Below are 26,211 nucleotides of genomic sequence, written 5' to 3' on the forward strand. Positions count from 1 at the left end.
CTTCGCTTCACACTGAATTCTCCCGGACATCGTCCGGTTACTAACGAGGCACAAAATGGCTTTCCGTAGAGGCAAAGACAAAAAACGCAAATTTGCACAACAGAACCCACTGTTCAAGCGCCGCAAATTCTGCCGCTTCACCGTCGCTGGCGTTGAAGAAATCGATTACAAAGACCTGGACACCCTGCGTGATTTCATCCAGGAAAATGGCAAGATCATCCCCGCACGTCTGACTGGCACGAAAGCGCACTACCAGCGTCAGCTGGACACCGCTATCAAGCGCGCGCGTTTCCTGGCTCTGTTGCCGTACACCGACAACCACAAATAATCCAGAGGAACATTAGTCATGCAAGTCATTTTGCTCGAAAAAGTCGTCAACCTGGGCAACCTGGGTGACGTGGTCCGCGTGCGTGATGGTTATGCCCGCAACTTCCTGCTGCCCCGCAAGATCGCCCGCCGCGCCACGGCTGCCGCTCTGCAGGAATTCGAAGCCCGCCGCGCCGAACTGGAAAAACTGCAAGCTGAAAAACTGGCTGCCGCCCAGGCCCAGAACGACAAGCTGAACGGCCAGTCCGTGACGCTGGTGCAGAAGGCCGGCGTCGACGGCCGCCTGTTCGGTTCCGTGACCACCATGGACATCGCCGCTGCCCTGCAGGGCGCCGGCTACGCCGAAATCGTCAAGTCCCAGGTGCGTCTGCCCGACGGTCCCCTGAAGGCTGTTGGCGAGTACCCTGTGCAGATCGCCCTGCACGCCGATGTCGTGGCCGACATCACCGTGGTGGTTCAAGGCGACGTCGCCTAAGCAACCCGGTTTGCTCATGGTACATTCCTTTCTGGGGTGTACCGGCAAGGCCTGGAAAAAGCCGGTGCAAACCGGCTTTTTTGTTTTCTTTCCTGACTTGAAGGTGCGCGCGTGGAGAGCAAGTCCGCCCAGACCGATTCGTCCCTGGATTACCTACGGGTTCCGCCCCATTCCATCGAGGCGGAGCAGTCCGTGCTGGGCGGCCTGCTGCTGGACAACGCCGCCTTCGATCGGGTGGCCGACATCGTCACCGACGAGGACTTCTACCGCCATGATCACAAGCTGATCTGGCAGCACATCACCCGCCTGATCGGCTTGGCCCGTCCCGCCGACGTGGTGACCGTGTTCGAGTCGCTGTCGGTGGCCGGCAAGCAGGAAGAAGTGGGCGGCCTGGCCTATCTGAACGCGTTGGCCCACAACACGCCGTCCGCGGCCAACATCCGGCGCTACGCCGAGATCGTGCGCGAGCGCTCCATGCTGCGCAAGCTGGTGACCGTGGCGGACGATATCTCGTCGGCCGCCTTCAATCCGCAGGGCAAGGAAGCCCGCCAGATCCTGGACGAGGCCGAAACGCGGGTGTTCCAGATCGCCCAGGAGGGCGCGCGCGGCTCGCAGGGCTTTCTGGACATCCAGCCGCTGCTCAGCCAGGTGGTGGAGCGCATCGACGAGCTCTACCACCGCGAGGGCGACTCCGAGGTCACGGGCGTGCCCACGGGCTTTGCCGACCTGGACAAGATGACCTCCGGCCTGCAAGCGGGGGATCTGGTCATCGTGGCCGGCCGCCCGTCCATGGGCAAGACCTCCTTCTCCATGAACATCGGCGAGCACGTGGCCATCGAACAGGGCCTGCCGGTGGCGGTGTTCTCCATGGAAATGGGCGCGGTGCAACTGGCCATGCGTATGGTGGGCTCGGTCGGCATGCTGGACCAGCACCGCATGCGCACCGGCAAGCTGACGGCCGATGACTGGCCGCGCCTCACGCACGCTGTGCAGCAGGTGCAGGAAGCGCAGATCTACATCGACGAAACCCCGGGCCTGTCTTCCATGGAAGTGCGCGCCAGGGCGCGCCGCCTGGCCCGGCAGTGCGGCCAGCTGGGGCTGATCATCATCGACTACCTGCAGCTGATGTCCTCCAGCGGCGGCGAAAACCGCGCCACCGAAATTTCCGAGATCAGCCGTTCGCTCAAGGGCCTGGCCAAGGAGCTGAATTGCCCGCTGATCGCTCTGTCGCAGCTCAACCGAAGCCTGGAGCAGCGGCCCAACAAGCGCCCCGTCATGAGCGACCTGCGTGAATCGGGCGCCATCGAGCAGGACGCCGACTTGATCCTGTTCATCTATCGCGACGAGGTCTACAACCCCGATTCGCCCGACAAGGGCACGGCGGAGATCATCATCGGCAAGCAGCGTAACGGCCCCATCGGCACGGTACGCCTGACCTTCGCCGGCGCCAGCACGCGCTTCCTGAATTACACGCCAGTCTAAGATCGGTTCGGCCGGCCTGGGGGCCGGCCGAAACTTTTCATGCTTGCGTACGGGCGCCCAGCCGTCCGGCCAGCCAGGCGCAGACCAGCAGCTGCCACTGATGGAACAACATGATGGGCAGGATGATGGCGCCCACGGAACCGCCGGCGAACAGTACATTGGCGATGGGAATGCCGCTGCTCAGGCTTTTGTTGGAGCCGCACATCAGCAGGCTGACCCGGTCCGGCCTGCTGAAGCCCAGCCAGCGCCCCAGCAGCCAGGCCAGCCCTTGAGCCAGCGCCAGCAGCACGGCATTGCCCAGCAGGATCACCAGCAGGGCGCTGACGGGCGTGGATGACCACAGTCCGCCCACGACCGCTCCCGAGAACGCCGTATAGACCACCAGCAGGATGGAACCCTGGTCGACGATCTTGAGCAGCCGGTTGCGCCTGCCCACCCAGTTTCCTGTCCAGGGCCGCAGCAGGTGGCCGAACACGAAGGGAAAGAACAGCTGCAGCATGATCTTGCCCACGGCTTCCAGCGAGACGGCGGCCTGGGTGGCGGTGGCGCCCGCCAGCACGATGCCGATGAGCAGCGGCGTGAGGAACACGCCCAGCAAGGTGGACGCCGATGCGCTGCAGATCGAGGCCGGCACATTGCCGCGCGCAATGGCGGTCAGGGCGACCGCCGACTGCACGGTGCTGGGCAGGCAGGCCAGGAACAGCACGCCCAGGTACAGGTTCTCGGTCAGCCAGGGATGCAGCACGGCCGCCATGCCGCTGCCCAGCAGCGGAAACAGCACGAAGGTGACCGACAGGATGGCCAGATGCAGGCGCCAGTGCGACAGGCCGCCCAGGATGGCCTCGCGCGACAGGCGCGCGCCATGCAGGAAGAAGAGCAGGGCGATGCCGATCTGGGTGGCGTGGTGGAACAGCGGCACGCCCCAGCCCTGGGCGGGCAGGACGCTGGCCAGGGCCACGGTGGCGAACAGCTTGAGCAGGAACGGATCGATGGGCAGGCGCTTGATCATGAGTCGTGGGCGCTCATGGTCAGGGCCAGGCGGTAGGCGCAGGCCAGCGAGGCGGCGTCCGCCTTGCCCTGGCCGGCGATGTCATAGGCGGTGCCGTGATCCACGCTGGTGCGGATGAAGGGCAGGCCCACCGTGACATTGACGCCTTCGTCCAGGCCCAGGTACTTCACGGGAATCAGGCCCTGGTCGTGGTACTGGGCCACCACGATGTCGAATTCGCCCTGGCGGGCGCGCATGAAGATGGTGTCGCCCGACCAGGGGCCGCTGGCCTCCAGCCCCTCGCGGCGGGCCTGCTCGATGGCCGGCGCGATGACGTCGATTTCCTCACGGCCGAATTTGCCGCCTTCGCCCGCGTGGGGATTCAGGCCGGCCACGGCCACCCTGGGCCGGGCCACGCCGGCTTGCCGGCAGGCTTGGTGCGCCAGGCGTATGGTCTGCAGCACGCGTTCCCGGGTGATCAGCGCGGGCACGCGGCTCAGGGCCTCGTGGATGGTGACCAGGATGACGCGCAGTTCGTCATTGGCCAGCATCATGGCGAAATGTTCCGTGCCGCTGCGCTCGGCCAGGATCTCGGTGTGGCCGGGCGCGTCTATGCCGCCGGCCTGCATGGCCAGCTTGTTCAGGGGCGCGGTGACGATGGCGCGTAGGCGGCCGGCCTGGGCGTCGTCGATGGCGTGGCACAGGTATTCATAGGCGCCGCGCCCCGCCTGGGCGTGGACCCGGCCGTAGGGCAGGTCCTCGGGCAGGGGCCGCCAGCGGTTCAGTACCGGGATGACGCCCGCCGGAGCGGCGACCGGATCCCCGACTTCCCGCACCTGCCAGCGCGTCTGTTCGCCGATCAGCGCCAGCGCGCGCCGCAGGGCGCCCGCATCGCCGTATACGACGGCCGGATGAGGCAGACCTTGCGTGAAAAGCCGGGCGATGATCTCCGGTCCGATGCCGGCGGCATCGCCCATGGTCAGTCCCACGGGTTGTTCTATGCGTTTGTGCATGCGTTCCAACAATAAAAAAACCGGGTCCAGGACCCGGTTTGAGTTCCGGCGGCGGCCGGTCAGAGCGCGTCGCTGGCGTAATCCGCCAGGCGCGAGCGCTCGCCGCGCTGCAAGGTGACGTGGCCGGCGTGCGGCCAACCCTTGAAGCGGTCCACCACGTAGGTCAGCCCCGAACTGCCTTCGGTCAGATAGGGCGTGTCGATTTGCGCGATATTGCCCAGACAGACGATTTTAGTCCCAGGGCCGGCGCGCGTCACCAGTGTCTTCATCTGCTTGGGCGTCAGGTTCTGGGCCTCGTCGATGATCAGGAACTTGTTCATGAAGGTGCGCCCGCGCATGAAGCTCAGCGACTTGACCTTGATCTTGGAGCGGATCAGCTCCATGGTCGAGTTGCGCTGGGGCTCGCCCTGGCCGCCGCCCAGGCTGGCCGAGGACTTGCCCGTGCCCAGATGCAGCACTTCCAGGTTGTCTTCCAGCGCGCCCATCCAGGGCTGCATTTTTTCTTCTTCGGTGCCGGGCAGAAAGCCGATGTCATCGCCCACGGGAACGGTGGCGCGGGTGATGATGATCTCGTTGTAGCGCTTGGTCTCCAGGGTCTGGGTCAGGGCGCTGGCCAGCGCCAGCAGCGTCTTGCCCGTGCCCGCGTGTCCCAGCAGGGAGACGAAATCGAAGTCGGGGTTCATGAGCAGGTTCAGGGCGAAGTTCTGCTCGCGGTTGCGCGCGGTGATGCCCCAGACGTTGTTCTTGCCGTGGCTGTAGTCGCGCAGGGTGGCCAGCACCGCCGTGTTGCCGGCGGTTTCGCGCACCTGGGCGTACAGCGGGTCGTCGCCTTCGGTGAAGACGAACTGGTTGACCATGAACTGGCTGCACAGCGGTCCGCTGATGCGGTAGAAGGTGGTGCCGCCTTGCTGCCAGGACTCCATGTTCTTGCCATGCTTGGTCCAGAAGTTGGCGGGCAGGGGCATGACGCCGTCGTACAGCAGGTCGGAGTCGTCCAGCACGTGGTCGTGGCGGTAGTCCTCGGCCTGCAGTCCCAGGGCCTTGGCCTTCAGGCGCATGTTGATGTCCTTGGACACCAGCACCACTTCGCGCTTGGGCAAGGCCTGCTTGAGCGCGTGCACCACGGACAGGATGGCATTGTCGGCCTTGCCCACCGGCAACTGGATGGGCAGCGTGGTGTCCAGCGCCGCCGTCTGGAAAATCACCGAGCCCAGGGCTTCGGTATTGCCGATGCCGTCCAGGTGTATGGGTTTGTCCAGGCCGTGCTCGCCCACCAGGCCCTCCAGGGAGCGGCTGACCTGGCGCGCGTTGCGGGCGACTTCGGACAGGCCCTTTTTCTGGTGATCCAGTTCTTCCAGCACCATCATGGGCAGGAAGATATCGTGTTCTTCGAACTTGAACAGGGAGTTGGAGTCGTGCAGCAGCACATTGGTGTCCAGCACGAACAGCTTGCGCAATTGCGGGGACAGGCGGGTGCGCTTGGGTGCGGCGCCCGATGCCCGGCGGTTGCGGGCGGGCTTGGCGGCGGGCGCGGCCGCCGGGGCGGGCGCAGGCGCCGAAGCGGATTCGGCTGCGGGCGCTTCCTGGGGCGCGGCCTCAGGAGCGGGTTCCGCCTTGCGCGGGACAGATGCCGGCTTGCCGCGGGCCGGCTTGGACTTGGCTTGCGGCGGCGCGGCCGGTTCGGGCGCCTGTACAGGCGGTTCGGCAAGGACGACGGAGGCGTCGTCGTCGCCGAGCAGGGCTCCCAGCTTGGTGGGCAACTTGGGTAGCGGCATGTAACACGTACTCCTGGTTGTGCTCCGGCGCGGCGGCCGGCGCGGTAAGGGTTCAGGCCTGTTGCTGGACGGCCTGCAACACGGCCTCCACATGGCCGGGCACTTTGACGCCGCGCCATTCCTGGACCAGGACGCCCTGGGCGTCGATCAGGAAGGTGCTGCGTTCGATGCCTCGCACCTGTTTACCGTACATGTTTTTCATCTTGATGACGCCAAACAACTGGCACAGGGTCTCGTCTGTGTCGGCGGCCAGGGAGAAGTTCAGTTCCTGCTTTTCCGTGAAGCGCTGGTGCGAGGCCAGCGAGTCGCGCGAGACGCCGATGATCTGGGCGCCGGCGGCTTCGAACCGGGGCAGGGCGTCACGGAAATTCTGGGATTCGGTGGTGCAGCCCGGCGTGCTGTCCTTGGGGTAGAAATACAGCACGGTCTTCCTGCCTTTGAGGTCGGCCGTGGAAAACTGGCCGCGGGTGGCGGGTACGGAAAACTCGGGGATGGGCGATCCGGTCTGTACGGCGGTCATGGGGTTTCCTGTATCAGTAGGGCGGCGACGACCTTGCGGCCCTCGGCCATGAGGATATTGTATGTTCTGGCGGCGGCCTGGGTATCCATGATTTCCACACCTATGCCCAGGCGCAGCACTTCCTGCGTGATGGCGGGATTGAGGAAATGCTGGCGCTGGCCGGTGCCGATCAGGATCAGCTCCGGGGCGTTGTCGGGGCGCGCCGGCGGGGCATCGTCCAGGAAGGCCATGGGGTCCTGCCTGACCTGGTCCAGCCCGGCGAAGGCGCGCAGATGCGCCGCCGTCAGCTCGGAGGCGGACTGGATCGCCAGGTCCTGGATCGGGCCTTCCGGGGCGAAGAAGATGGAATGATCGTGGCGTTGGAAATTGATGGCCACATAGTCATCCCCGTAGGCGGTGATGGCGTTGAGGGCCGGATTGTGTTCGCGTTGCAGTTGCACGATGAGTATCTCCCGTTGGAACCAGTCCGGGCTCTTGGCGGCGCTGTCGCCGCGCGAAGGTCGCGAACCGGTTCTTTCACACCCGATGATAGCGCAAAGCCGTGCCGCCCATGGGCGCGCCCCGGCCCCGCACAATGTTTCTCACATTGTCAATCATGGATTAAACTCTTTGATTTGATCTCGCCTTTCCAATTGCGCCTGTCGCTGTCGTCTTTCCAAGGAATATCATGATCCGCTTTCCGCGCATCGAGCGCCTGCCTCCCTATGTGTTCAACATCACCGGCGAGCTGAAAATGGCTGCGCGCCGTCGTGGTGAGGACATCATCGACATGTCGATGGGCAATCCGGATGGGGCGACGCCTGCGCATATCGTGGAAAAGCTGGTCGAGGCCTCGAGCCGGCCCGACACGCACGGCTACTCCGTGTCCAAGGGCATTCCGCGCCTGCGCCGCGCCATCACCAACTGGTACGAGCGCCGCTACAACGTGCAGCTGGACCCGGACAGCGAGGCCATCGTCACCATAGGCTCCAAGGAGGGCCTGGCCCACCTGATGCTGGCCACCCTGGACAGGGGCGACACCGTGCTGGTGCCCAACCCCAGCTACCCCATCCACATCTACGGCGCCGTCATCGCCGGGGCCAACATCCGCTCCGTGCCCATGGTGCCGGGCGTGGATTTCTTCGATGAGATCGAAAAGGCGGTGCGCGAGTCCATCCCCAAGCCCAAGATGATGATCCTGGGCTTTCCCAGCAATCCCACGGCCCAGTGCGTGGACCTGTCCTTCTTCGAGCGCATCGTCGCCCTGGCCCGCGAGCACGGCATCCTGGTGGTGCACGACCTGGCCTATGCGGACATCACCTTCGACGGCTACGTGGCCCCTTCCATCATGCAGGTGGAAGGCGCGCGCGACGTGGCCGTGGAATTCTTCACCATGAGCAAAAGCTATAATATGGCCGGCTGGCGCATCGGCTTCATGGTGGGCAACCAGACTCTGGTCAACGCCCTGGCGCGGATCAAGAGCTATCACGACTACGGCACCTTCACGCCCATCCAGGTGGCCGCCATCGCGGCCCTGGAAGGCCCGCAGGACTGCGTGTCCGAAGTCGTCGAGCAATACCGTCGCCGTCGCGACGTGCTGGCCAAGGGCCTGCACGAGGCCGGCTGGATGGTCGATATCCCCAAGGCCTCCATGTACATCTGGGCCAGGATTCCCGAGTTCTACAAGGACATGGGGTCGCTGGAATTCTCCAAGCGCTTGCTCAGCGACGCCAAGGTCGCCGTATCCCCCGGCATCGGTTTTGGCGAGTACGGCGACAACTACGTGCGCTTCGCGCTTATCGAAAACGAGCAGCGCACCCGTCAGGCGGTGCGCGGCATCAAGGAAATGTTCCGTAAGGACGGTTTTGTTAAATGAGTCCCATCAAGGTAGGTCTGCTGGGTCTGGGTGTGGTCGGCAGCGGCACCTGGAACGTATTGAAACGCAACGCTGATGAAATCGCCCGCCGCGCGGGCCGCCGCATCGAGGTCGTGACGGCCGCCGTGCGCGACCTGGACAAGGCGCGCGCCCTGGTGGGCGATCAGATCGCCCTGACCACCGACGGCATGGAGGTGGTGCGCAACCCCGAGATCGACATCGTGGTCGAGCTGGTGGGCGGCTCCACCCTGGCCCGCGAGTGGGTCATGGAAGCCATCGCCCAGGGCAAGCACGTGGTCACGGCCAACAAGGCCCTGCTGGCCAAGCACGGCAACGAGATCTTCGCCGCCGCTCACCGGCGCGGCGTCATGGTGGCCTTCGAGGCCGCCGTGGCCGGCGGCATTCCCATCATCAAGGCGATCCGCGAAGGCCTGACGGCCAACCGCATCCAGTGGCTGGCCGGCATCATCAACGGCACCACCAACTACATCCTGTCCGAAATGCGCAATCGCGGCGTGAGCTTCGCCGAGGCCCTGGCCGACGCCCAGCGCCTGGGCTATGCCGAAGCCGATCCCACCTTCGATATCGAAGGCGTGGACGCTGCGCACAAGCTCAGCCTGCTGGCTTCGCTGGCCTTCGGCATTCCCGTGCAGTTCAGCAAGGCCCATGTGGAAGGCATCACCAGCCTGACCCTGGAGGACCTGCAGCACGCGCAACGCCTGGGCTACGGCGTCAAGCTGCTGGGCATCACCCGCGCCCGCGAGGAAGGCATCGAGCTGCGCGTGCATCCCACCCTGGTGCCGGCCCAGAGCATGCTGGCCAATGTGCAGGGCGCCATGAACGCCGTGCTGGTGCATGGCGACGCCGTGGGCCAGACGGTCTACTACGGCGCCGGCGCGGGCGACCTGCCCACGGCCTCGGCCGTGGTGGCCGATCTGGTGGACGTCACCCGCCTGCAGAACGCCGAACCCGAACACCGCGTGCCCTACCTGGCCTTCCAGCACGACGCCATGGCCGACACGCCCATCCTGCCCATGGACGAGGTCATCTCGGCCTACTACCTGCGCCTGCGCGTGGACGACCGCCCCGGCGTGCTGGCCGACGTGGCCCGCATCCTGGCCCAGTCGGACATCTCCATCGGCTCCATGTTCCAGGAGCCGGCCGGCGATCACGCCGACATCATCTTCCTGACGCACGAGGCCCGCGAGGGAGCCATCAACGGCGCCATCAGCCAGATCCAGAATCTGCCCTTCGTGCGTTCGGCCGTCACCCGCCTGCGCGTGGAGAACCTGTGATGAAGTACATTTCCACCCGCGGGGGCATGACGCCCCAGCCATTCTCGGACATCCTGCTCGAAGGACTGGCGCCGGACGGCGGCCTGGCCATTCCCGAACAGTATCCCCAGGTCAGCGCCCAGACGCTGGAGTCCTGGCGCGCGCTCAGCTATCCCGAGCTGGCCGCCGAGGTGTTGTCCCTGTTCGCCACCGATATTCCCCGGGACGAGCTGGCCGCGCTGACGCAGCGCGCCTACGCGCCCGGCGTGTTCGACAGCGGGCAGGTCGTGCCCGTCAAGCCGCTGGAGCCCGGCCTGGCCCTGCTGGGCCTGTCGCAGGGGCCCACGCTGGCCTTCAAGGACATGGCCATGCAGTTCCTGGGCCAGGCCTTCGAATACGTGCTGGCCCAGCGCAACAGCACCCTGAACATCGTGGGCGCGACCTCCGGCGACACCGGCTCGGCCGCCGAGTACGCCTTGCGCGGCAAGCGCGGCGTCAGCGTCTTCATGCTCTCGCCTTTCGGCCGCATGAGCGCCTTCCAGCGCGCGCAGATGTATTCGCTGCAGGACGACAACATCCACAACCTGTCCGTCAAGGGCGTGTTCGACGATTGCCAGGACATCGTCAAGGCCCTGGCCGGCGACCTGGAATTCAAGTCGCGCATGCACCTGGGCGCCGTCAACTCCATCAACTGGGCGCGCATCTCCGCCCAGGTGGTGTATTACTTCTGGGGCTGGCTGCGCAGCACCACCGGTTCGGGCCAGAAGGTGTCCTTTGCCGTGCCTTCGGGCAATTTCGGCAATATCCTGTCCGGCCATATCGCCCGGCAGATGGGGCTGCCCATCCACAAGCTGGTGCTGGCCACCAACGAGAACAACGTGCTGGAAGAGTTCTTCCGCACCGGCATCTACCGCCCCCGCGGCTCGGAGCAGACCTACGCGACCTCCAGCCCTTCCATGGACATCTCTCGCGCTTCCAACTTCGAGCGCTTCATCTTCGATCTGCTGGGCCGCGACGGCGGCCAGGTCAAGGCCTTGTGGGACCAGCTGTCGCGCGACGGCCAGTTCGACCTCAGCGAGCACCTGCCGCGTTTCGAGGCCGAGTTCGGCTTCGTGGCCGGAGCCAGCTCGCACCAGGACCGCCTGGCCACCATCCGCCAGGTGTTCGAGCAGCACCAGACCCTGATCGACCCGCACACGGCCGACGGCGTCAAGGTGGCGCTGGCGCACCGTGACGCCGGCATTCCCATGCTGGTGCTGGAAACGGCCTTGCCGGCGAAGTTCTCCGAGACCATCGAAGAAGCCATCGGCCAGCCCGCTCCCGTGCCGGCCCATCTGGCCGGCCTGGCCGAACTGCCCCAGAAAGTGGTGGTCATGGACGCCGAGCTGGCGCAAGTGCGCCGCTACATAGAAGAGCACGCGCCGGTCTGATCGGCGCCGGCCTTTCTGCTTGCGAAACCCCTGGCTTGCCAGGGGTTTTTTTCTTCCCGGTGGCCCTGGCCTGTGTCGAGGAATCACTCCGCCGACATAGACTCATCAATGGAATCGATCGTTTTCAACTTTATGGATCAATTCTTTCGGTGGAGAATGATCGAGCGTCGGCTTGATCATTGCGAAAGCTTCCGCCTGGCGGCGTCGGCCACGCCTACGATTCGAAATGGAGAAAAAGAGATGAGCAAGGACACCCATGTGAAACTTCGGCCCCTGGAGCGCGAAGACCTGCGCTTCGTGCACCTGCTGGACAACAACGCCAATGTCATGCGCTATTGGTTCGAGGAACCCTATGAAACCTACGGGGAACTGGCCGCCCTGTATGACGAGCACATTCACGACCAGCGGGAACGCCGCTTCATCGTGCAGTGGGAAGGACAGGCGGCGGGGGTCGTGGAACTGGTCGAGATAGACCATGTGCATCGCCGGGCCGAATTCCAGATCATCATCGCGCCGGAGTTCCAGGGAAAAGGAATTGCCTCGCGCGCCACGCTGCAGGCCATCGAGTATGGCTTTGGCGTGTTGAACCTCTACAAGATCGTGTTGATCGTGGACAAGGAAAACGTCAAGGCCATCCACATCTACAAGAAGTTCGGCTTTGAAGTGGAGGGCGAACTCAAGCACGAGTTCTTCATCAACGGCCAGTATCGGGACGTGGTGCGCATGCGCCTGTTCCAGCAGGATTTCTTCGCCATCCACCGTCCCGCGCAGCCGAGCATGGTGACGCCGCTCGCCCAGTAAGGACGCGGAGGGCCTGCAGCCTTCAGGCCAGGTTCTGCGCCGCCTGCAGGCCGCTGCGCACCGCGCCTTCCAGCACGCCGGGGTAGCCGGTGTCGGTCCAATCGCCCGCCAGGCGCAGGGCGGGCCACGGCGTGGCGACGGAAGGGCGGCGCAGGCCGGGCAGGGCGGCGAAGGTGGCCCGTTTTTCGATGATGAGTTCAGTGGCGCGCACGGCCGGCATGGGGCCGAAGCGCCGGGTCTGGTTCCGGATCTGTTCCAGGATGGCCGCGACGGCCTGGCCGCGTTCCAGCGCCTGCAGACGAACGGCGTCGCTGATCACCACGCTGGCCAGCGTCTCCCCGCTGCCGGGCTTGAGCGCGCTGTGGTCGAACAGCCACTGGCCGGCGCAGCCGGTGTCGTCGGCCAGCATCAGCATGGGCTGCGGCAGTTGCCAGGCCCGCTCCAGATCCAGGTGCAGGGTGGCGATGGGCACGTATTGCATGGCCTTCAGGTCGGCCAGCAGCTCCGCACTGCCGCGGGCCGGCGGCAGTGTCTCTAGCAGGCGCAGGGCTTGCGGGGGCGGGCAGGCCAGTATCGCGGCGTCGAAGCGCCGGCCGTCCACCTCCACGCCGTGCTCATGCAGCTGCAGTTCGCGCACCCGGCTGCCCAGGTGGACGGGCAGGCCCTGCAGGGCCGGTTCGCACCACAAGCGGCTCAGATCCGTCAACGGGATCAGGGTCTGGCTGGCCGGGCGCGGGCCGCCCAGGCTGTCGCGCAGCACGTGGGCGAACAACTGGGCGCAGGCCTGCTCGATGGGCGTGTTCATGGCGGCCACGCACAACGGCTGCCAGAACAGCCGGATCAGCTCGGCGTCCTGCCCTTGGCTGTGCAGCAGTTGCAGTACGGTCAGGCCGGGGGGAGTACGCCAGTGGTGTTTCTCGAGCCGGCGGCAGAAGCGGGCCAGCCGGTATTTTTGCGCCCAGCCTATGCCCTGGGCAGTCAGCAGGCCGGCCAGCAGGTGCCAGGGGGCGGGCAGGGCGCGGTTGCGCAGGCGGAAGTCTCCCCGGGCGGCGACCACGTCCAGGTCCTGGCGCAGCAGGCGCGTGGACTCGTCCAGCCCTAGTTCGCGCATCAATTGCAGGGTCTGGGAATAGGCGCCCAGCAGGATGTGCTGGCCATTGTCCAGTTCGCGCCCCAGGCCGGGGCTGCGGACCCGGCGCGCTCGTCCGCCGATATGGCGGGAAGCTTCGAAGACTTCGGGCTGATGCCCCAGGGTCTTCAGGCGCCAGGCAGCGGCGCAGCCGGCCCAGCCAGCGCCGATGACGGCGACGTTCATTTGCTCAGCTTGCGCTGCAGCCCGCGTCCGCCCGACACCCAGGTCTTCCAGGCCAGCCACAGCTTGCGGATGGGCGTGAGCGAAATGCGCTGCTCCAGCACGTGCCAGCGGTCGCGTGCAATTTCATCCAGCAGGGCATGGTAGATGGCGGCCATCAGCAGGCCCGGACGCTGGGCGCGCCGATCGGCGGCCGGCAGGGCGCGCATGGCCTCGCGGTACAGCCCTTGCGCCCGTTCGGTCTGGAAGGCCATCAGGGCTTCGAAGCGTTCCGAATGCTGGTGGTCCAGGATCTCCGAGGCGCGCACGCCGAAGCGGTCCAGCTCGTCCTGGGGCAGGTAGATGCGTCCGCGGCGAGCGTCGTCGCCCACGTCGCGGATGATGTTCGTGAGCTGGAAGGCCAGGCCCAGCTTCTCGGCATAGTCGCTGGTCTGCTCCTGCGTCTGGCCGAAGATGCGCGCCGACAGAAGGCCGACCACGCCTGCCGCGTGCCAGCAGTAGCGCTTCAAATCCTCCCAGCTCTGGTAGCGGGCCTGGTCCAGGTCCATTTCCATGCCGTCGATGACGGCCAGCAATTGATCCTCCGGCAGGCCGAAGGCCTGCACGTGCGGCGCCAGCGCCTTCATGACCGGGTGCTGCGTGCGGCCCTGGTAGAGTTCGGCCACCTGGCTGCGCCACCAGACCAGCTTCATGCGCGCCACGGATTCTTCGTGCACTTCGTCCACCACGTCGTCCACCTCGCGACAGAAGGCGTACAGGGCGGTGATGGCGCGGCGGCGCTCGGGCGGCAGGAACAGAAAGGCGTAGTAGAAGCTGGAGCCGCTCTGGGCCGCCTTGTTCTGACAGTACTCGTCTGGGCTCATGGACGTTCAGGACGCTGAGGTGGAAAGGGGGGAGCGGCTCAGGCCGCGGGCGATCAGTCGCAGCCAGTCCAGGCGGGCCAGGGTGGGGCGGCGGGAAAACACATCGAAACGCACCGCTTCCAGGCGTTCCAGGATGCGCAGGCCGCCCAGGACCATCAGCTTGAGTTCCAGCCCGATGCGCCCCGGCAGGTGCGCGGCCAGCGGCATGCCTGATTGTAGACGCTGGCGCGCGTCGGTGGCGAGCAGCTGCATCATCTCCTGCCAGCGATCGTCGGCGCCGGGCTGGCGCTGCAGCAGGCAGCGCGCTTCGATGTAGCCGTCGTCCAGGTCGTGCTGCTGCAGCAGTTCCTGCGGGATGTAGACGCGGTTCTTGTGCCAGTCCATGGCCACGTCCTGCCAGAAATTGACCAGTTGCAGGCCGGTGCAGATGGCGTCGGCCATGTCCAGCAATTCGGGCTCGTGGGCCTGGTACAGGTGCAGCATCAGCCGGCCGACCGGATTGGCCGAGCGGGAGCTGTAGTCCAGCAGCGCGGCCATGTCGGCGTAACGCTGCGTGGTGACGTCCTGGCGGAAGGCCGAGAGCAGGTCCAGGAAAGGCTTGAGCGGTAACTGAAAGTCACGGATGGTGGCGGCCAGCGGCACGAAGATGTGGCTGTGCGGGTCGTCCAGCATGGGCGGCTGGTGATACTGCAGCTGCTCGATGCCGGCCTGGAACTGGTCCAGCAGCGCCAGGCGCTCGCCGGCGCTCAGATCGCCTTCGTCGGCGATGTCGTCGGCGCTGCGGGCAAAGCGATAGATGTCCACCACGGGGCGGCGCAGGCGGCGCGGCAACAGGACCGAGGCGACAGGGAAGTTTTCATAATGCTCGATAGACATAGCCCGCCAGTATACGGCAGACCCGGGAGCCTGTTCAGGTTCTTGTTACAGGCGCAACATCCCCACGACTTTCGTTTCCACAGGGGCTGGTTTAGACTCTCAGATTCCTTTGGGGAGAGCCATGCCACGTCCTATATCGGCGACCATTCATGTGTCGTCGCTGCGTCACAATCTCGATGTCGTCATCCAGAGCCTGAACAGCGCAACCTCCATGTCGGGTGCGCGGCGGCCGAATATCTGGGCGGTGATGAAGGCCGATGCCTACGGACATGGCATCGAGAACGCCGTGCGCGCCTTTCAGGCCGCCGAAGGACTGGCCATGCTGGATCTGCAGGAGGCCGTGCGTTGCCGCGAAGCGGGCTGGACGCGCCCCATCCTGCTGCTGGAAGGCTTTTTCCAGCCCGAGGACCTGGAGGTGCTGGCGCATTACGGCCTGTCCACCGTCATCCATGGGCACGAACAACTCAAGATGCTGGAGCAATGGGCCGGAGGCCGGGCGCTGGACGCCATGGTCAAGCTCAACACGGGCATGAACCGCCTGGGCTTCAGCGTGGACGATTATCCGGCCGCCTTCGCGCGCGCCCAGCGCCTGCAAAAGGCCGGCAAGCTGGGCGTGGTGGGCAAGATGACCCATTTCGCGCGCGCCGACGACAATATCGACGCGACCCTGGAGCAGATCCGCTGCTTCACCCGCATCACCGACGGCCTGCCCGGTCCGGTCAGCATCTGCAATTCGGCCGCCACGCTCAGCCCCGATCTGGGCGCCTACATGCCCGCGGGCCCTGCGCAATGGGTGCGGCCCGGCATCTGCCTGTACGGCAGCTCGCCCTTCGCCGACATCAGCGCACGGGATTTCGGCCTGGAGGCCGGCATGACCCTGGCGGCCGAACTGATCAGCGTGCGCGGCGTCAAACAGGGCGAAGGCGTGGGCTATGGTCATACTTATGTGGCCGAGCAGCCCATGCGCGTGGGCGTGGTGGCCTGCGGCTACGCGGACGGCTATCCGCGCCATGCGGGTACCGGCACGCCGGTGGTGGTCAATGGCGTGCGCACCCGCCTGGTGGGCCGCGTATCCATGGACATGCTGGCCGTGGACCTGACGCCCGTGCCCGCCGCGGGAGTGGGCAGCCAGGTCGTGCTGTTCGGCCAGGGCGGCCCCTGCGTGGACGAGGTGGCGGCCGCCGCCGGCACCTTGGGCTATGAACTGATTTGCGCCGTCGCGCCGCGCGTGCCGCGCATCATCCAGGATTAACACCTCGAAGGCAGGGCCATGAAGAACAAATGCGTATTGATCACCGGCGCCACCAAAGGCATAGGCTGGGCCATCAGCCAACGCCTGGCGGACGCCGGCGCCCACGTGGTGGGCCTTGCCCGCCATACGGAAAACATCGACTTTCCCGGCTACCTGTATTCCTGCGACCTGAGCAATGCGGGCGAGACCGAGGAAATGCTGCGCGTCATTCGCGAAAAGTACCCGGTGGACGCCGTGGTCAACAATGTGGGCGCCGTGGCGCCCGAGCCCATCGGGCAGGTGGACCTGGGCAATCTCTACCAGGTCTTCGACCTGAACGTGCGCGTGGCCGTGCAGGTGACCCAGGCCTTCATCCCGTCCATGAAGGCCCGCAAGGAAGGCCGCATCGTCAACATCTGCAGCCGGGCGGTGCATGGCGGCAGCGACCGCACCAGCTACTCGGCCGCCAAGAGCGCCTTGCTGGGCTGCACCCGCACCTGGGCGCTGGAGCTGGCTCCCTACGGGATCACGGTCAACGCCGTCTCGCCAGGCCCCATTGAAACCGAATTGTTCCGCGCCACGCATCCCGTGGGCAGCGAAGCCGAACAGCGCAGCCTGGCCTCCATCCCGCTGGGGCGCTTCGGGCAGGCGGGCGAAGTGGCCGCCGCCGTGACCTTCCTGCTCAGCGACGAGGCCGCCTTCATCACCGGCCAGAACCTGGGCGTGGACGGCGGCGGCAGCCTGGCGGGGCGTTGACGATGGCCACAGGCGCGCGCGCCGGCCGCAAGGCCAAGATCGTCTTTGTCTGCAACGAATGCGGGGCCGACACGCCCAAGTGGGCCGGCAAATGTCCGGCCTGCGGGGCCTGGAACAGCCTGCAGGAGACCGTGGAGTCGCCTGCGGCGGCTTCCTCGCACCGTTTCGCTTCCCTGGCCGGTTCCAGTCCGGTGCAAAGTCTGTCCGACGTCCAGGCGCGCGAACTGCCGCGCGTGCCCACCGGCATCGGCGAATTCGATCGCGTGCTGGGCGGCGGGCTGGTGGAAGGCGGCGTGATCCTGATCGGCGGCGACCCGGGCGTGGGCAAGTCCACGCTGCTGCTGCAGGCCATGGCCGCCCTGGCCCAGCAGACCAAGGTCCTGTATGTTACCGGCGAAGAATCCGCCGAGCAGGTGGCCCTGCGGGCCCGGCGCCTGGGCGTGCCCACGCAGGGCGTGGACCTGCTGGCCGAGATCCGGCTGGAGTCCATCAGCCAGGCCCTGCAGTCGCACCAGCCCCGCATCGTGGTCATCGACTCCATCCAGACGCTGTATTCGGACCAGCTCAGCGCCGCGCCCGGTTCGGTGTCGCAGGTGCGCGAGTGCGCCGCACAGCTGACCCGCCTGGCCAAGCAGAGCGGCACCGCCATGATCTTCATCGGCCACGTCACCAAGGACGGCACGCTGGCCGGCCCGCGCGTGCTGGAGCACATCGTGGACACGGTGCTGTATTTCGAAGGCGACACGCATTCCTCCTTCCGCATGGTGCGCGCCTTCAAGAACCGCTTTGGCGCGGTCAACGAGCTGGGCGTGTTCGCCATGACGGAGAAAGGCCTCAAGGGCGTGAGCAACCCGTCCGCGCTGTTCTTGTCGCAGCATTCGCAAAGCGTGGCCGGCTCCTGCGTCATGGCCACGCAGGAAGGCACGCGGCCCCTGCTGGTGGAGATCCAGGCGCTGGTGGATTCGGCCCACGTGCCCAATCCGCGCCGCCTGTCCGTGGGCCTGGAAAGCTCGCGGCTGGCCATGCTGCTGGCGGTCATGCATCGCCACGCGGGCGTGGTCACTTACGACCAGGACGTGTTCGTCAACGCCGTGGGCGGCGTCAAGATCACCGAGCCGGCCGCCGACCTGGCCGTGCTGCTGGCCATCTTGTCGTCCCTGAACAACCGCCCCCTGCCGCGCGGGCTGGTGGTGTTCGGCGAGATCGGCCTGGCCGGCGAGGTCCGCCCGGCCCCGCGCGGGCAGGAGCGCCTGCGCGAAGCGGCCAAGCTGGGCTTCGGCATCGCGCTCATTCCCAAGAGCAATGCGCCGCGCCAGCCCATCGAGGGACTGGAGATCTGGGCCGTGGACCGGGTCGAGGACGCGGTCGAGCGCCTGCGCAACCTGTAGCGATTTCATGACAAGTTTTCAATTGATCCTGGCCTGCCTGCTGGGAGGCGCGCTCATCGGCTTTACGGGCGGCGTGCTGGGCATAGGCGGGGGGCTGCTGGCCATTCCGCTGCTGGGCCTGATCCTGGGCATGGACCAGCAGACGGCCCAGGGCACGGCTCTCATCATGGTGGTGCCGGCCGTGCTGCTCACGGTGCGCCAGTACCATCGCCGCAACCACATCGACTTTCGCCGCGCCGCCCTGGGCGCCCTGTCCTCCATCGTCTTCACCTGGCTGGGCGCGCGCCTGGCCCTGGGCATGGATGCCGTGCTGCTGCGGCGCATCTATTCGGTGTTCGTGCTGCTCATCGCCCTGTATTATTTCCACCAGAGCCTGGGCAGGCGCGGCCCCGCCCGCAGCCGGCCCGATCCGGACTCCTTCGGCTGGGCCTGGTACGTGGGCGTGGGCATGATGGCGGGGCTGGCCGGCGGCATCTTCGGCGTGGGCGGCTCGGTGCTGGTCGTGCCGTTCCTGACCAGCCGCATGGGCTACAGCCAGACCGGCGCGCAAGGCCTGGCGCTGTCCATGATCATCCCGGGCACGCTGGTGGCCTTGCTGACCTACGCCGTGCACGGGCAGGCCAGCTGGCAGGTGGGCCTGCCCATGGCGCTGGGCAGCCTGGCCCTGGTGCCGTACGGGGTGCGCCTGGCCTATCGCCTGCCCGAACCCCGGCTGAAATTCATCTTCGCCTGCATGCTGGTGCTCATCATGGCCCTGCTGCTGGCCCGCGCTTGAGGAGCCGTTGTGAACGCCACGCCTGATTCCTTTTTTCCGCTCCCGGGCGGGGGCGCCTTGCTGGCTCCCGAGCTGGCCGGACTGCCGGACCTGCGGCCGGCTGCGCTGCAGCGCTGGTTCGAGCCTGCCGCCTATGGTTCGCAGGCCGCCAAGGTGGGGCAGGGCGGGCGGCAGGCCGCCTGGTTCGTGCAAGGCCCTTTCGGCGCGGCCGTGCTGCGCCACTACCGGCGCGGCGGCCTGGTGGCCCGCTTCAACGAGTCCTCCTACCTCTGGCAGGGGCGCGAACGCACCCGCAGCTGGCGTGAATTCCAGGTGATGTCTTATTTACACCACAAGGGGCTGGCCGTCCCGCCCGTGCTGGCCGCCGCCTGGTGGCGCCGCGGCCTGTGCTACCGGGCGGCCCTGATGACCCGCCGCCTGCCTGATGTCAGTCCCCTGTGCCGGGCTCTGGAAAGGGCCTCGCCCGAGCGGGTGGCGCACGAGATCGCCCGCATGCATCAATTCGAGGTTTGGCATGCCGACCTTAACGCCTACAATATTTTGCTGGATGCGAATGACAAGGTCTGGCTGATCGATTTCGACCGCGCCCGCCAAGGAGCCCTGAGCCGTTCCCAGGCGCTGGACAACCTGCAGCGCCTGAGGCGCTCGCTGGTCAAAGTGTGCGCGCAGCGCGGCGATGCCTGGTGGCAGGAAATGTTTTCCTCATACCGTCATCAAATGCGGTTTTAAATACGACTATTGGCCGCAAAAAAGCTTTATCATCTCGCCTTTTGGGTTTTTCGCTTTCGATAGGAAGGGGACTCGCGATGTCTTTTGGGATGAACAAACCACGGGTACTCGCCGGCCTGCTGGCCGCTGCCGCCATGCTGCCCGCCGCGCAGGCACAGGACAAGGTCGTCAATGTCTACAACTGGGCCGAATACACGGCGCCGGACACGCTGTCCGGTTTCCAGAAGGCCACGGGCATCACCGTGCGCTACGACGTGTACGACAGCAATGACACCTTGCAGGCCAAGCTGCTGACCGGCAAGTCCGGCTATGATGTGGTGGTGCCTTCCACCCACTATGCCGCCCGCCAGATCGAGGGCGGCCTGTTCCAGAAGCTGGACAAGAGCCTGATCCCCAATTGGAAGTACCTGGACCCCGACATCATGGCCCTGCTGGCCGACGTGGATCCGGGCAACGAATACCTGATCCCCTGGGGCTACGGCACCAACGGCCTGGGCTACAACGTCACCAAGGTCAAGGAGATCATGGGCGCGGACGCGGACCTGGGCAACTGGGACATGCTGTTCAAGCCGGAAAACGCCGAAAAGCTGAAGGGCTGCGGCATCTCCATCCTGGACGAGGCCGCCCAGGTGTTCCCCGCCGTGCTGCATTACCTCGGCAAGGACCCCAACAGCAGCAATGAAGCCGACTTGCGCGAGGCCCTGGACCTGCTCAAGAAGATCCGTCCCTACGTGCGCCAGTTCAGCTCCTCGGGCTACATCGACGAGCTGGCCGCCGGCGATCTTTGCATGGTCTACGGCTTCTCGGGCGACGTGATGATCTCGGCCGCCCGCGCCCGCGAGGCCAAGAAGCCCTACGCCATCGATTACTACATTCCCAAGGGCGGCGCGCCCGTGTGGTTCGACACCATGGCCATCCCCAAGAGCGCGGCCAATGTGGAGCAGGCGCACGCCTTCATCAATTACATCGAGACGCCCGAGGTGCATGCCGCCATCACCAACACCATGTTCTACCCCAACGCCAACAAGGAGGCGCGCAAGTTCGTGGTGAAGGACGTGGCCGACAACCCCATGATCTATCCCTCTCCCGAGGTCTCCAAGACCTTGTTCGTCATCAAGCCGCAGCCTCTGAAGGTGCAGCGTCTGCAGACGCGCCTGTGGGCTGAACTGAAATCGGGACGCTAGGCACCATGCAAGATATCCGTACCGGAGCGTCGCCCTGGATGGACGGCGAGGACGCGTTCGTGCGCGTGGACGAGGTCGTGAAGATTTTCGGCGACACGGTCGCGGTCAAATCGGTCAGCCTGGATGTGCGCCGCCACGAAATCTTTGCCCTGCTGGGCAGTTCGGGCTGCGGCAAGTCCACCTTGCTGCGCATGCTGGCTGGCTTCGAGGAGCCGACCTCCGGTCGGATCTATCTGGACAACGAGGACATCACGGACCTGCCTCCCTACCGCCGGCCGGTCAACATGATGTTCCAGTCCTACGCCCTGTTTCCCCACATGTCGGTCGAGGCCAACGTGGCCTTCGGCCTGAAGCAGGAGGGCGTGCCGCGCAACGAGATCGACGAGCGCGTGTTCGAAGCGCTGGACCTGGTCCAGATGGCGGGCTTCTCGCGGCGCAAGCCGCACCAGCTCTCGGGCGGGCAGCAGCAGCGCGTGGCCCTGGCGCGCAGCCTGGTCAAGCGGCCCAAGCTGCTCCTGCTGGACGAGCCCATGTCGGCGCTGGACAAGCAGATCCGCCAGAAGACCCAGATCGAGCTGGTCAAGATCCTGGAGCGCGTGGGCGTCACCTGCATCATGGTCACGCACGACCAGGAAGAGGCCATGACCATGGCCGACCGCCTGGCGGTGATGTCCGAAGGGCAGATCATCCAGCATGGCACGCCCTATGATGTCTACGCCTTCCCGAATTCGCGCTTCGTGGCCGGCTTCATCGGTTCCACCAACCTGTTCAACGGCGTCATCTCCGTGGACGAGCCCGACCACGTGCACATCGAATGCGAAGAGCTGAACCGTCCGCTGTACGTCAGCCACGGCATCAGCGAACCTCTGGGCATGGCCGTGTCCGTGTCCATCCGTCCCGAGCAGATCCAGGTCAGCCGCGAAATGCCTACGGAAGACACGAATTGGGGGCACGGCATCGTCACGCACGTGGCCTGGATGGGCAGCTACACCCGCTACCAGATCCGCCTGGATTCGGGCATGCTGATCGAGGCGCAGATGCCCAGCGGCACGCTGGCCCAGCCGGATGCGCCCGGCGTGGACGAAGAAGTCTACGTATCCTGGTCCGATGACAGCGCAACGGTGCTGAGCGCATGAAGAACCTGTCCTGGCGCAAACTGCTGCCCGCGGGGCGCACGCTGGTGGTGGCTCCCACGTTCCTGTGGTTGATCCTGGTTCTGCTGGTGCCGTTCCTGCTGGTGTTCAAGATCAGCTTCGCGGACCTGGATTTCGGGGTTCCGCCTTACACGCCGCTGGCGCAGTTCGCGGACGAAAGCATTTCCTTCGTGCTGAACCTGCGCGGCTACATCCTGCTGTTCAGCGACAATCTGTACCTGGCCACCTACCTCAGTTCCCTGAAGATGGCGGCCGTCACCACGCTGTGCTGCGTGCTGATCGGCTACCCGGTGGCCTACTACATCGCCCGTTCGTCCCCGGCGGTGCGCAACCTGCTGCTGCTGGCCGTCATCCTGCCGTTCTGGACCTCCATGCTGCTGCGCGTGTACGCCTGGGTGGGCATTCTGCGCAACGACGGCCTGCTCAACAGCGTGCTGTTGTGGCTGGGCGTGATCGACGCGCCGCTGGAGATCTACCGCACCGACCTGGCCGTCTACATCGGCCTGGTCTATGCCTACCTGCCGTTCTTCATCCTGCCGCTGTACGCCAATCTGGTGAAGCTGAACGTGCGCCTGCTGGAGGCGGCCTATGACCTGGGCGCGCGCCCCTGGTCGGCCTTTCTGCACGTCACCCTGCCGCTGTCCATGCCCGGCGTGATCGCCGGCGCCATGCTGGTGTTCATACCCTCGGTGGGCGAATACGTCATTCCGGAAATGCTGGGCGGGGCGGATACCCTGATGATGGGCCGCATCATGTGGAACGAGTTCTTCAACAACGCCGACTGGCCCATGGCCGCGGCCGTGACCTGCGTGATGGTGCTGCTGCTGATCATCCCGCTGATCCTGTTCCAGTACAGCCAGATGCGCCAGATCGAAAGCCAGCGTGGAGGCCGTTCATGACCAAACCGAATCCCTGGCTGCGCGCCCTGGTCCTGCTCCTGGGCTTTGGCTTTCTGTACGTCCCCATCCTGTTCCTGGTGGTCTTCTCCTTCAATGATTCGGCCATCATGACCTCCTGGTCGGGCTTTTCGCTGCGCTGGTACGAATCCCTGTTCCAGGACAAGGTGCTGCTCTCGGCGGCGCGCCTGTCCTTCCTGGTGGCCTTCCTGACCGCCACCACGGCGCTGGTGCTGGGCACCTGGGCCGGCTATGTGCTGACCCGCATGGGGCGGTTCAAGGGCTTCGCCCTGTACATCGGCCTGATCAGCGCCCCCCTGGTCATTCCGGAAGTCGTGCTGGGCATCTCGCTGCTGCTGATGTTCGTGGAGCTCAATTCCTTCCTGGGCTGGCCCGAGCAGAACGGCGTGTTCACCATCTGGGTCGGCCATGTGGTGCTGTGCACCGCCTATGCCACGGTCATCCTGCAGTCGCGCATGCGCGAACTGGACCGCTCGCAGGAAGAGGCCGCGCTGGACCTGGGCGCCACGCCGCTCAAGGCCTTTTTCATGATCGTGCTGCCCTCGATCACGCCGGCCCTGATGGCGGCCTGGCTGCTGGCATTCACCCTGTCGCTGGACGACGTGGTGATCGCCTCCTTCCTGTCCGGCCCCGGTTTCACGACCCTGCCCGTGGAAGTCTTCTCGCGCGTGCGCCTGGGCCTCAAGCCCGAGATCAACGCCCTGGCCACGCTGTTCATCCTGGTGGTCGGCGCCTTCGTCGTGGTCGCCAACCGCCTGCAGGTGCGCCGCGAGCGGCGCGCTTGATCGATACGGAGTATTGCCATGTTCTCGATGTACGGCCTGAAGAATTGCAGCACCTGCCAGAAGGCGCGCGCCTGGTTCGAGGCGCACGGCCTGCCGCTGGAATTCTCGGATTACCGCGACCATCCTCTGGAGCCCGCCCGCTTGCAGGCCTGGGCGCAGGAGCTGGGAGGCTGGCCCAAGCTGGTCAATCGCGCCTCCATGACCTGGCGCCAGTTGCCCGAGGAGCGCAAGGATCCGCAAAGCGACGCCCAATGGCTGGAGCTGATCGCGCAGTTCCCGGCCCTGGTGCGCCGGCCCGTGCTGCTCACACCGCAAGGGGAAGTCAGCGTGGGCTTCAACGAAGGCAAGTTCGCCGCTCGTTTTCTCTAAATGCCAATCACGGGGGCCCAGCCCCCGATTTTCTTTGATCGCCATGTACACACAGTCCGAGCTCAAGCAACAGGTGGCGCAGGCCGCCGTCGACTACATCCTGCCCCGTCTGACTCCCGAGTCCATCCTGGGCGTGGGCACCGGTTCCACCGTGGACCTGTTCATTGACGCGCTGGCCCCGCACAAGAACCGCTTCAAGGCCGCCGCCTCCAGCTCCAACCGTTCCACCGAGCGCATGCAGGGCCTGGGCATCGCCGTGCAGGACCTGAACGGCATCGAACGCATGGACTGGTACGTGGACGGCGCCGACGAGATCGACGGCGCGCTGAACATGACCAAGGGCGGGGGCGGGGCGCTCACGCGCGAGAAGATCGTGGCCTCGGTGGCGGACAAGTTCCTGTGCATCGTGGACGAATCCAAGGTGGTCGAGCGCCTGGGCGCCTTCGCCCTTCCGGTGGAGGTCATCCCCATGGCCCTGAACGCCGTGGCCCGCCAGCTGCGCGAACTGGGCGGCCAGCCCGTGGAGCGTGCCGGCTTCGTGACGGACAACGGCGGCCTGATCCTGGACGTGGCCGGGCTGTCCATCGCCGACCCGGCCGCGCTGGAGGCGCGCATCAACAACATCCCCGGCGTGGTCTGCTGCGGCCTGTTCGCGCTCAAGCCGGCCAGCGTGGCCCTGGTGGCGGGCCAGCAGGGCGTGCGCATGCTGGCGGGTCCAGGTTTCTGAACCTTAATGTCTCTGTCATAATCTGCGCTTAAGCTAAGTGCCTGATTGAGCGCTTGGCGAGAGCCACTTCGCCGTTACAGAAGGCCACTATGAACGAACATACCAACAAGCAGTTCCACTCCGACCTGGAAACCACCCGCTCGCTGTTCCTGCAGATGGGCGGCATCGTGGAATCCATGGTCAAGAGCGCCACGGAAGCCTTGCAGACCGGGGACATGTCGCTGGTCGACCTGGTCCGCGAACGCGAAAAGGAAGTCAATCGCCTGGAAGTCGAAATCGACGAGCGCATCACCAATCTGATCGCCCGCAACCAGCCTACCGCCATCGACCTGCGCCTGCTGCTGTCCATCTCCAAGATGCTGACCGACATGGAGCGCTGCGGCGACGAGGCCGAGCGCATCGCCAAGATGGCCCGCCGCCTGCACGAAAGCACGGTCGGCTACGAGCCCGTGGTCGAGCTGCGTCACATGAGCTCTTCCGTGGCCGGCATGATCCACGACGCCCTGGACGCCTTCGCCCGCCAGGATGCGCTGCACGCCGCCCAGATCGTGCGCAGCGACAAGGAAGTGGACCGCGAATGGAAGGGCTCGCTGCGTCACATCATCACCTACATGATCGAGGATCCGCGCACCATTTCGCATTCCATCGACCTGATCTTCATCGCCCGCGCGCTGGAGCGCATCGGCGACCATGCCAAGAACATGGCCGAACGGGTCATCTACATGGTGCGCGGCGATGACGTGCGCCACACCGGGGTCAAGAACGCCGAACGCACCGCGCGCGGCGAACCCCCGCCCGAGGACGAGGAATGATCCTCGCTTGAACGCCATAAAAAACACCTGCCGCGGCAGGTGTTTTTTATGAGGACGGGACGGGAGATCAGGACTTGGGCGCCACGAAACCCTGGGCTTCGACGTCGGCGTCCTCGAACAGATATTTTTCCATCTGTTCCTTCAGGTACTGGCGGGCGCGCGAATCCGCCAGGTTCAGGCGGTTCTCGTTGACCAGGCGGGTCTGCACGTCCATCCAGCTGGCCCAGGCCTGCTTGGAGATGTTGCGCCAGATCTTCACGCCCAGATCGCCGGGGTAGGGAGGGAAGTCCAGGCCTTCGGCTTCCTGCTTGAGTTTCACACACTGGACCATGCGTGCCATGTTCTTTCCTCTTTAATCTGTGAACAGGTTCTAATGCTCGGATGGGACTATTG

At 65.6% G+C, this 26,211-nt stretch carries 28 protein-coding genes; 19 read left to right on the top strand and 9 right to left on the bottom strand.

The genetic code is table 11. The features are described 5' to 3' along the window. The first annotated feature begins 55 nt into the window (after window positions 1–55). The 3 genes from rpsR to ACF3ND_RS05415 all read left to right on the top strand — a co-directional run bounded on the left by rpsR (window position 56) and on the right by ACF3ND_RS05415 (window position 2,284). The gene (gene rpsR / locus ACF3ND_RS05405) at window positions 56–328 is read left to right on the top strand and encodes a 30S ribosomal protein S18 (protein WP_123051413.1); all 273 of its coding nucleotides are present in this window, start codon (window positions 56–58) and stop codon (window positions 326–328) included. 18 nt (window positions 329–346) lie between these two features. Then, window positions 347–802, top strand: a complete 456-nt coding sequence (gene rplI / locus ACF3ND_RS05410) for a 50S ribosomal protein L9 (RefSeq protein ID WP_394064986.1) — start codon at window positions 347–349, stop codon at window positions 800–802. Between the two features lie 111 nt (window positions 803–913). Continuing rightward, window positions 914–2,284 (top strand): replicative DNA helicase, encoded by a 1,371-nt coding sequence (locus ACF3ND_RS05415; protein WP_394064988.1) that lies wholly within the window; start codon window positions 914–916, stop codon window positions 2,282–2,284. Window positions 2,285–2,321: 37 nt separating this feature from the next. On the opposite strand, the gene ACF3ND_RS05420 is transcribed toward ACF3ND_RS05415, so the two are convergent. The 5 genes from ACF3ND_RS05420 to ACF3ND_RS05440 are packed head-to-tail and all read right to left on the bottom strand — an operon-like array spanning window position 2,322 to window position 7,020. Beyond that, window positions 2,322–3,293 (bottom strand): bile acid:sodium symporter family protein, encoded by a 972-nt coding sequence (locus ACF3ND_RS05420; protein WP_394064989.1) that lies wholly within the window; start codon window positions 3,291–3,293, stop codon window positions 2,322–2,324. Beyond that, window positions 3,290–4,285 (bottom strand): 4-hydroxythreonine-4-phosphate dehydrogenase PdxA, encoded by a 996-nt coding sequence (gene pdxA / locus ACF3ND_RS05425; protein ID WP_394064991.1) that lies wholly within the window; start codon window positions 4,283–4,285, stop codon window positions 3,290–3,292. Before pdxA ends, ACF3ND_RS05420 begins: the two co-directional genes overlap by 4 nt. Before the next feature lie 59 nt (window positions 4,286–4,344). Continuing rightward, window positions 4,345–6,060: a PhoH family protein gene (locus ACF3ND_RS05430; RefSeq protein ID WP_394064992.1), complete on the bottom strand. Its 1,716-nt coding sequence runs from the start codon at window positions 6,058–6,060 to the stop codon at window positions 4,345–4,347. A 52-nt stretch (window positions 6,061–6,112) separates the two neighbouring features. After that, window positions 6,113–6,580, bottom strand: coding sequence for a peroxiredoxin (locus ACF3ND_RS05435; protein ID WP_394064994.1), 468 nt, complete (start codon window positions 6,578–6,580; stop codon window positions 6,113–6,115). Then, the gene (locus ACF3ND_RS05440) at window positions 6,577–7,020 is read right to left on the bottom strand and encodes an Mth938-like domain-containing protein (RefSeq protein WP_394064995.1); all 444 of its coding nucleotides are present in this window, start codon (window positions 7,018–7,020) and stop codon (window positions 6,577–6,579) included. Before ACF3ND_RS05440 ends, ACF3ND_RS05435 begins: the two co-directional genes overlap by 4 nt. Window positions 7,021–7,247: 227 nt before the next feature. Between ACF3ND_RS05440 and alaC the strand changes: the two genes are divergently transcribed. From alaC to speG, 4 genes are all read left to right on the top strand, one after another. After that, window positions 7,248–8,435 carry an alanine transaminase gene (gene alaC, locus ACF3ND_RS05445; protein ID WP_394064997.1) on the top strand — a complete coding sequence of 396 codons (1,188 nt, stop codon included), beginning with the start codon at window positions 7,248–7,250 and terminating at the stop codon, window positions 8,433–8,435. Next, window positions 8,432–9,730: a homoserine dehydrogenase gene (locus ACF3ND_RS05450; RefSeq protein ID WP_394064999.1), complete on the top strand. Its 1,299-nt coding sequence runs from the start codon at window positions 8,432–8,434 to the stop codon at window positions 9,728–9,730. Before alaC ends, ACF3ND_RS05450 begins: the two co-directional genes overlap by 4 nt. After that, the gene (gene thrC, locus ACF3ND_RS05455) at window positions 9,730–11,139 is read left to right on the top strand and encodes a threonine synthase (RefSeq protein WP_394065001.1); all 1,410 of its coding nucleotides are present in this window, start codon (window positions 9,730–9,732) and stop codon (window positions 11,137–11,139) included. The genes ACF3ND_RS05450 and thrC overlap by 1 nt, the downstream gene beginning before the upstream one ends. A 240-nt stretch (window positions 11,140–11,379) precedes the next feature. After that, entirely contained in the window at window positions 11,380–11,940 is a 561-nt protein-coding gene (gene speG / locus ACF3ND_RS05460; RefSeq protein WP_394065003.1) for a spermidine N1-acetyltransferase, read from the top strand. 22 nt (window positions 11,941–11,962) lie between these two features. Here the strand turns inward: speG and hpnE are convergent, their stop codons facing one another. Genes hpnE through hpnC form a run of 3 tightly spaced genes read right to left on the bottom strand, consistent with a single transcriptional unit; the run spans window position 11,963 to window position 14,991 of the window. Then, window positions 11,963–13,255 (bottom strand): hydroxysqualene dehydroxylase HpnE, encoded by a 1,293-nt coding sequence (hpnE, locus tag ACF3ND_RS05465; RefSeq protein ID WP_394065005.1) that lies wholly within the window; start codon window positions 13,253–13,255, stop codon window positions 11,963–11,965. Beyond that, window positions 13,252–14,115, bottom strand: coding sequence for a presqualene diphosphate synthase HpnD (gene hpnD, locus ACF3ND_RS05470; protein WP_394065007.1), 864 nt, complete (start codon window positions 14,113–14,115; stop codon window positions 13,252–13,254). The genes hpnE and hpnD overlap by 4 nt, the downstream gene beginning before the upstream one ends. 6 nt (window positions 14,116–14,121) lie before the next feature. Next, the gene (gene hpnC / locus ACF3ND_RS05475) at window positions 14,122–14,991 is read right to left on the bottom strand and encodes a squalene synthase HpnC (protein WP_394065009.1); all 870 of its coding nucleotides are present in this window, start codon (window positions 14,989–14,991) and stop codon (window positions 14,122–14,124) included. A 121-nt stretch (window positions 14,992–15,112) separates the two neighbouring features. Between hpnC and alr the strand changes: the two genes are divergently transcribed. From alr to phoU, 12 genes are all read left to right on the top strand, one after another. Beyond that, a complete protein-coding gene (gene alr / locus ACF3ND_RS05480) occupies window positions 15,113–16,243 on the top strand; it encodes an alanine racemase (protein WP_394065011.1) in 1,131 nt (376 codons plus the stop codon). 18 nt (window positions 16,244–16,261) lie between these two features. Continuing rightward, window positions 16,262–16,978 (top strand): SDR family oxidoreductase, encoded by a 717-nt coding sequence (locus ACF3ND_RS05485; protein WP_394065013.1) that lies wholly within the window; start codon window positions 16,262–16,264, stop codon window positions 16,976–16,978. Between the two features lie 2 nt (window positions 16,979–16,980). After that, complete coding sequence (radA, locus tag ACF3ND_RS05490; protein ID WP_394065786.1) at window positions 16,981–18,366, top strand: DNA repair protein RadA; 1,386 nt, start codon at window positions 16,981–16,983, stop codon at window positions 18,364–18,366. A 7-nt stretch (window positions 18,367–18,373) separates the two neighbouring features. Continuing rightward, on the top strand, window positions 18,374–19,141 hold the full coding sequence (locus tag ACF3ND_RS05495; RefSeq protein WP_394065015.1) for a sulfite exporter TauE/SafE family protein: 768 nt from the start codon (window positions 18,374–18,376) through the stop codon (window positions 19,139–19,141). A gap of 9 nt (window positions 19,142–19,150) precedes the next feature. Further along, entirely contained in the window at window positions 19,151–19,870 is a 720-nt protein-coding gene (locus ACF3ND_RS05500; protein WP_394065017.1) for a 3-deoxy-D-manno-octulosonic acid kinase, read from the top strand. Window positions 19,871–19,947: 77 nt separating this feature from the next. Beyond that, window positions 19,948–21,054, top strand: coding sequence for a polyamine ABC transporter substrate-binding protein (locus tag ACF3ND_RS05505; RefSeq protein WP_394065019.1), 1,107 nt, complete (start codon window positions 19,948–19,950; stop codon window positions 21,052–21,054). A gap of 5 nt (window positions 21,055–21,059) precedes the next feature. Next, a complete protein-coding gene (locus ACF3ND_RS05510; RefSeq protein WP_394065021.1) occupies window positions 21,060–22,190 on the top strand; it encodes an ABC transporter ATP-binding protein in 1,131 nt (376 codons plus the stop codon). After that, on the top strand, window positions 22,187–23,107 hold the full coding sequence (locus tag ACF3ND_RS05515; protein WP_394065023.1) for an ABC transporter permease subunit: 921 nt from the start codon (window positions 22,187–22,189) through the stop codon (window positions 23,105–23,107). The genes ACF3ND_RS05510 and ACF3ND_RS05515 overlap by 4 nt, the downstream gene beginning before the upstream one ends. Then, entirely contained in the window at window positions 23,104–23,910 is an 807-nt protein-coding gene (locus tag ACF3ND_RS05520; RefSeq protein WP_394065025.1) for an ABC transporter permease subunit, read from the top strand. The genes ACF3ND_RS05515 and ACF3ND_RS05520 overlap by 4 nt, the downstream gene beginning before the upstream one ends. A gap of 12 nt (window positions 23,911–23,922) precedes the next feature. Further along, entirely contained in the window at window positions 23,923–24,279 is a 357-nt protein-coding gene (locus tag ACF3ND_RS05525) for a Spx/MgsR family RNA polymerase-binding regulatory protein (RefSeq protein WP_394065787.1), read from the top strand. Window positions 24,280–24,322: 43 nt separating this feature from the next. Then, the gene (rpiA, locus tag ACF3ND_RS05530; RefSeq protein WP_394065027.1) at window positions 24,323–25,006 is read left to right on the top strand and encodes a ribose-5-phosphate isomerase RpiA; all 684 of its coding nucleotides are present in this window, start codon (window positions 24,323–24,325) and stop codon (window positions 25,004–25,006) included. An 89-nt stretch (window positions 25,007–25,095) separates the two neighbouring features. Continuing rightward, window positions 25,096–25,818 (top strand): phosphate signaling complex protein PhoU, encoded by a 723-nt coding sequence (gene phoU, locus ACF3ND_RS05535; RefSeq protein ID WP_394065028.1) that lies wholly within the window; start codon window positions 25,096–25,098, stop codon window positions 25,816–25,818. A 67-nt stretch (window positions 25,819–25,885) separates the two neighbouring features. Here the strand turns inward: phoU and ACF3ND_RS05540 are convergent, their stop codons facing one another. Then, window positions 25,886–26,158: an oxidative damage protection protein gene (locus tag ACF3ND_RS05540; RefSeq protein ID WP_394065030.1), complete on the bottom strand. Its 273-nt coding sequence runs from the start codon at window positions 26,156–26,158 to the stop codon at window positions 25,886–25,888. Window positions 26,159–26,211 lie beyond the last annotated feature (53 nt).

It is taken from the genome of Alcaligenes sp. WGS1538 (genome assembly GCF_043187505.1).
GTDB lineage: Bacteria > Pseudomonadota > Gammaproteobacteria > Burkholderiales > Burkholderiaceae_B > Alcaligenes.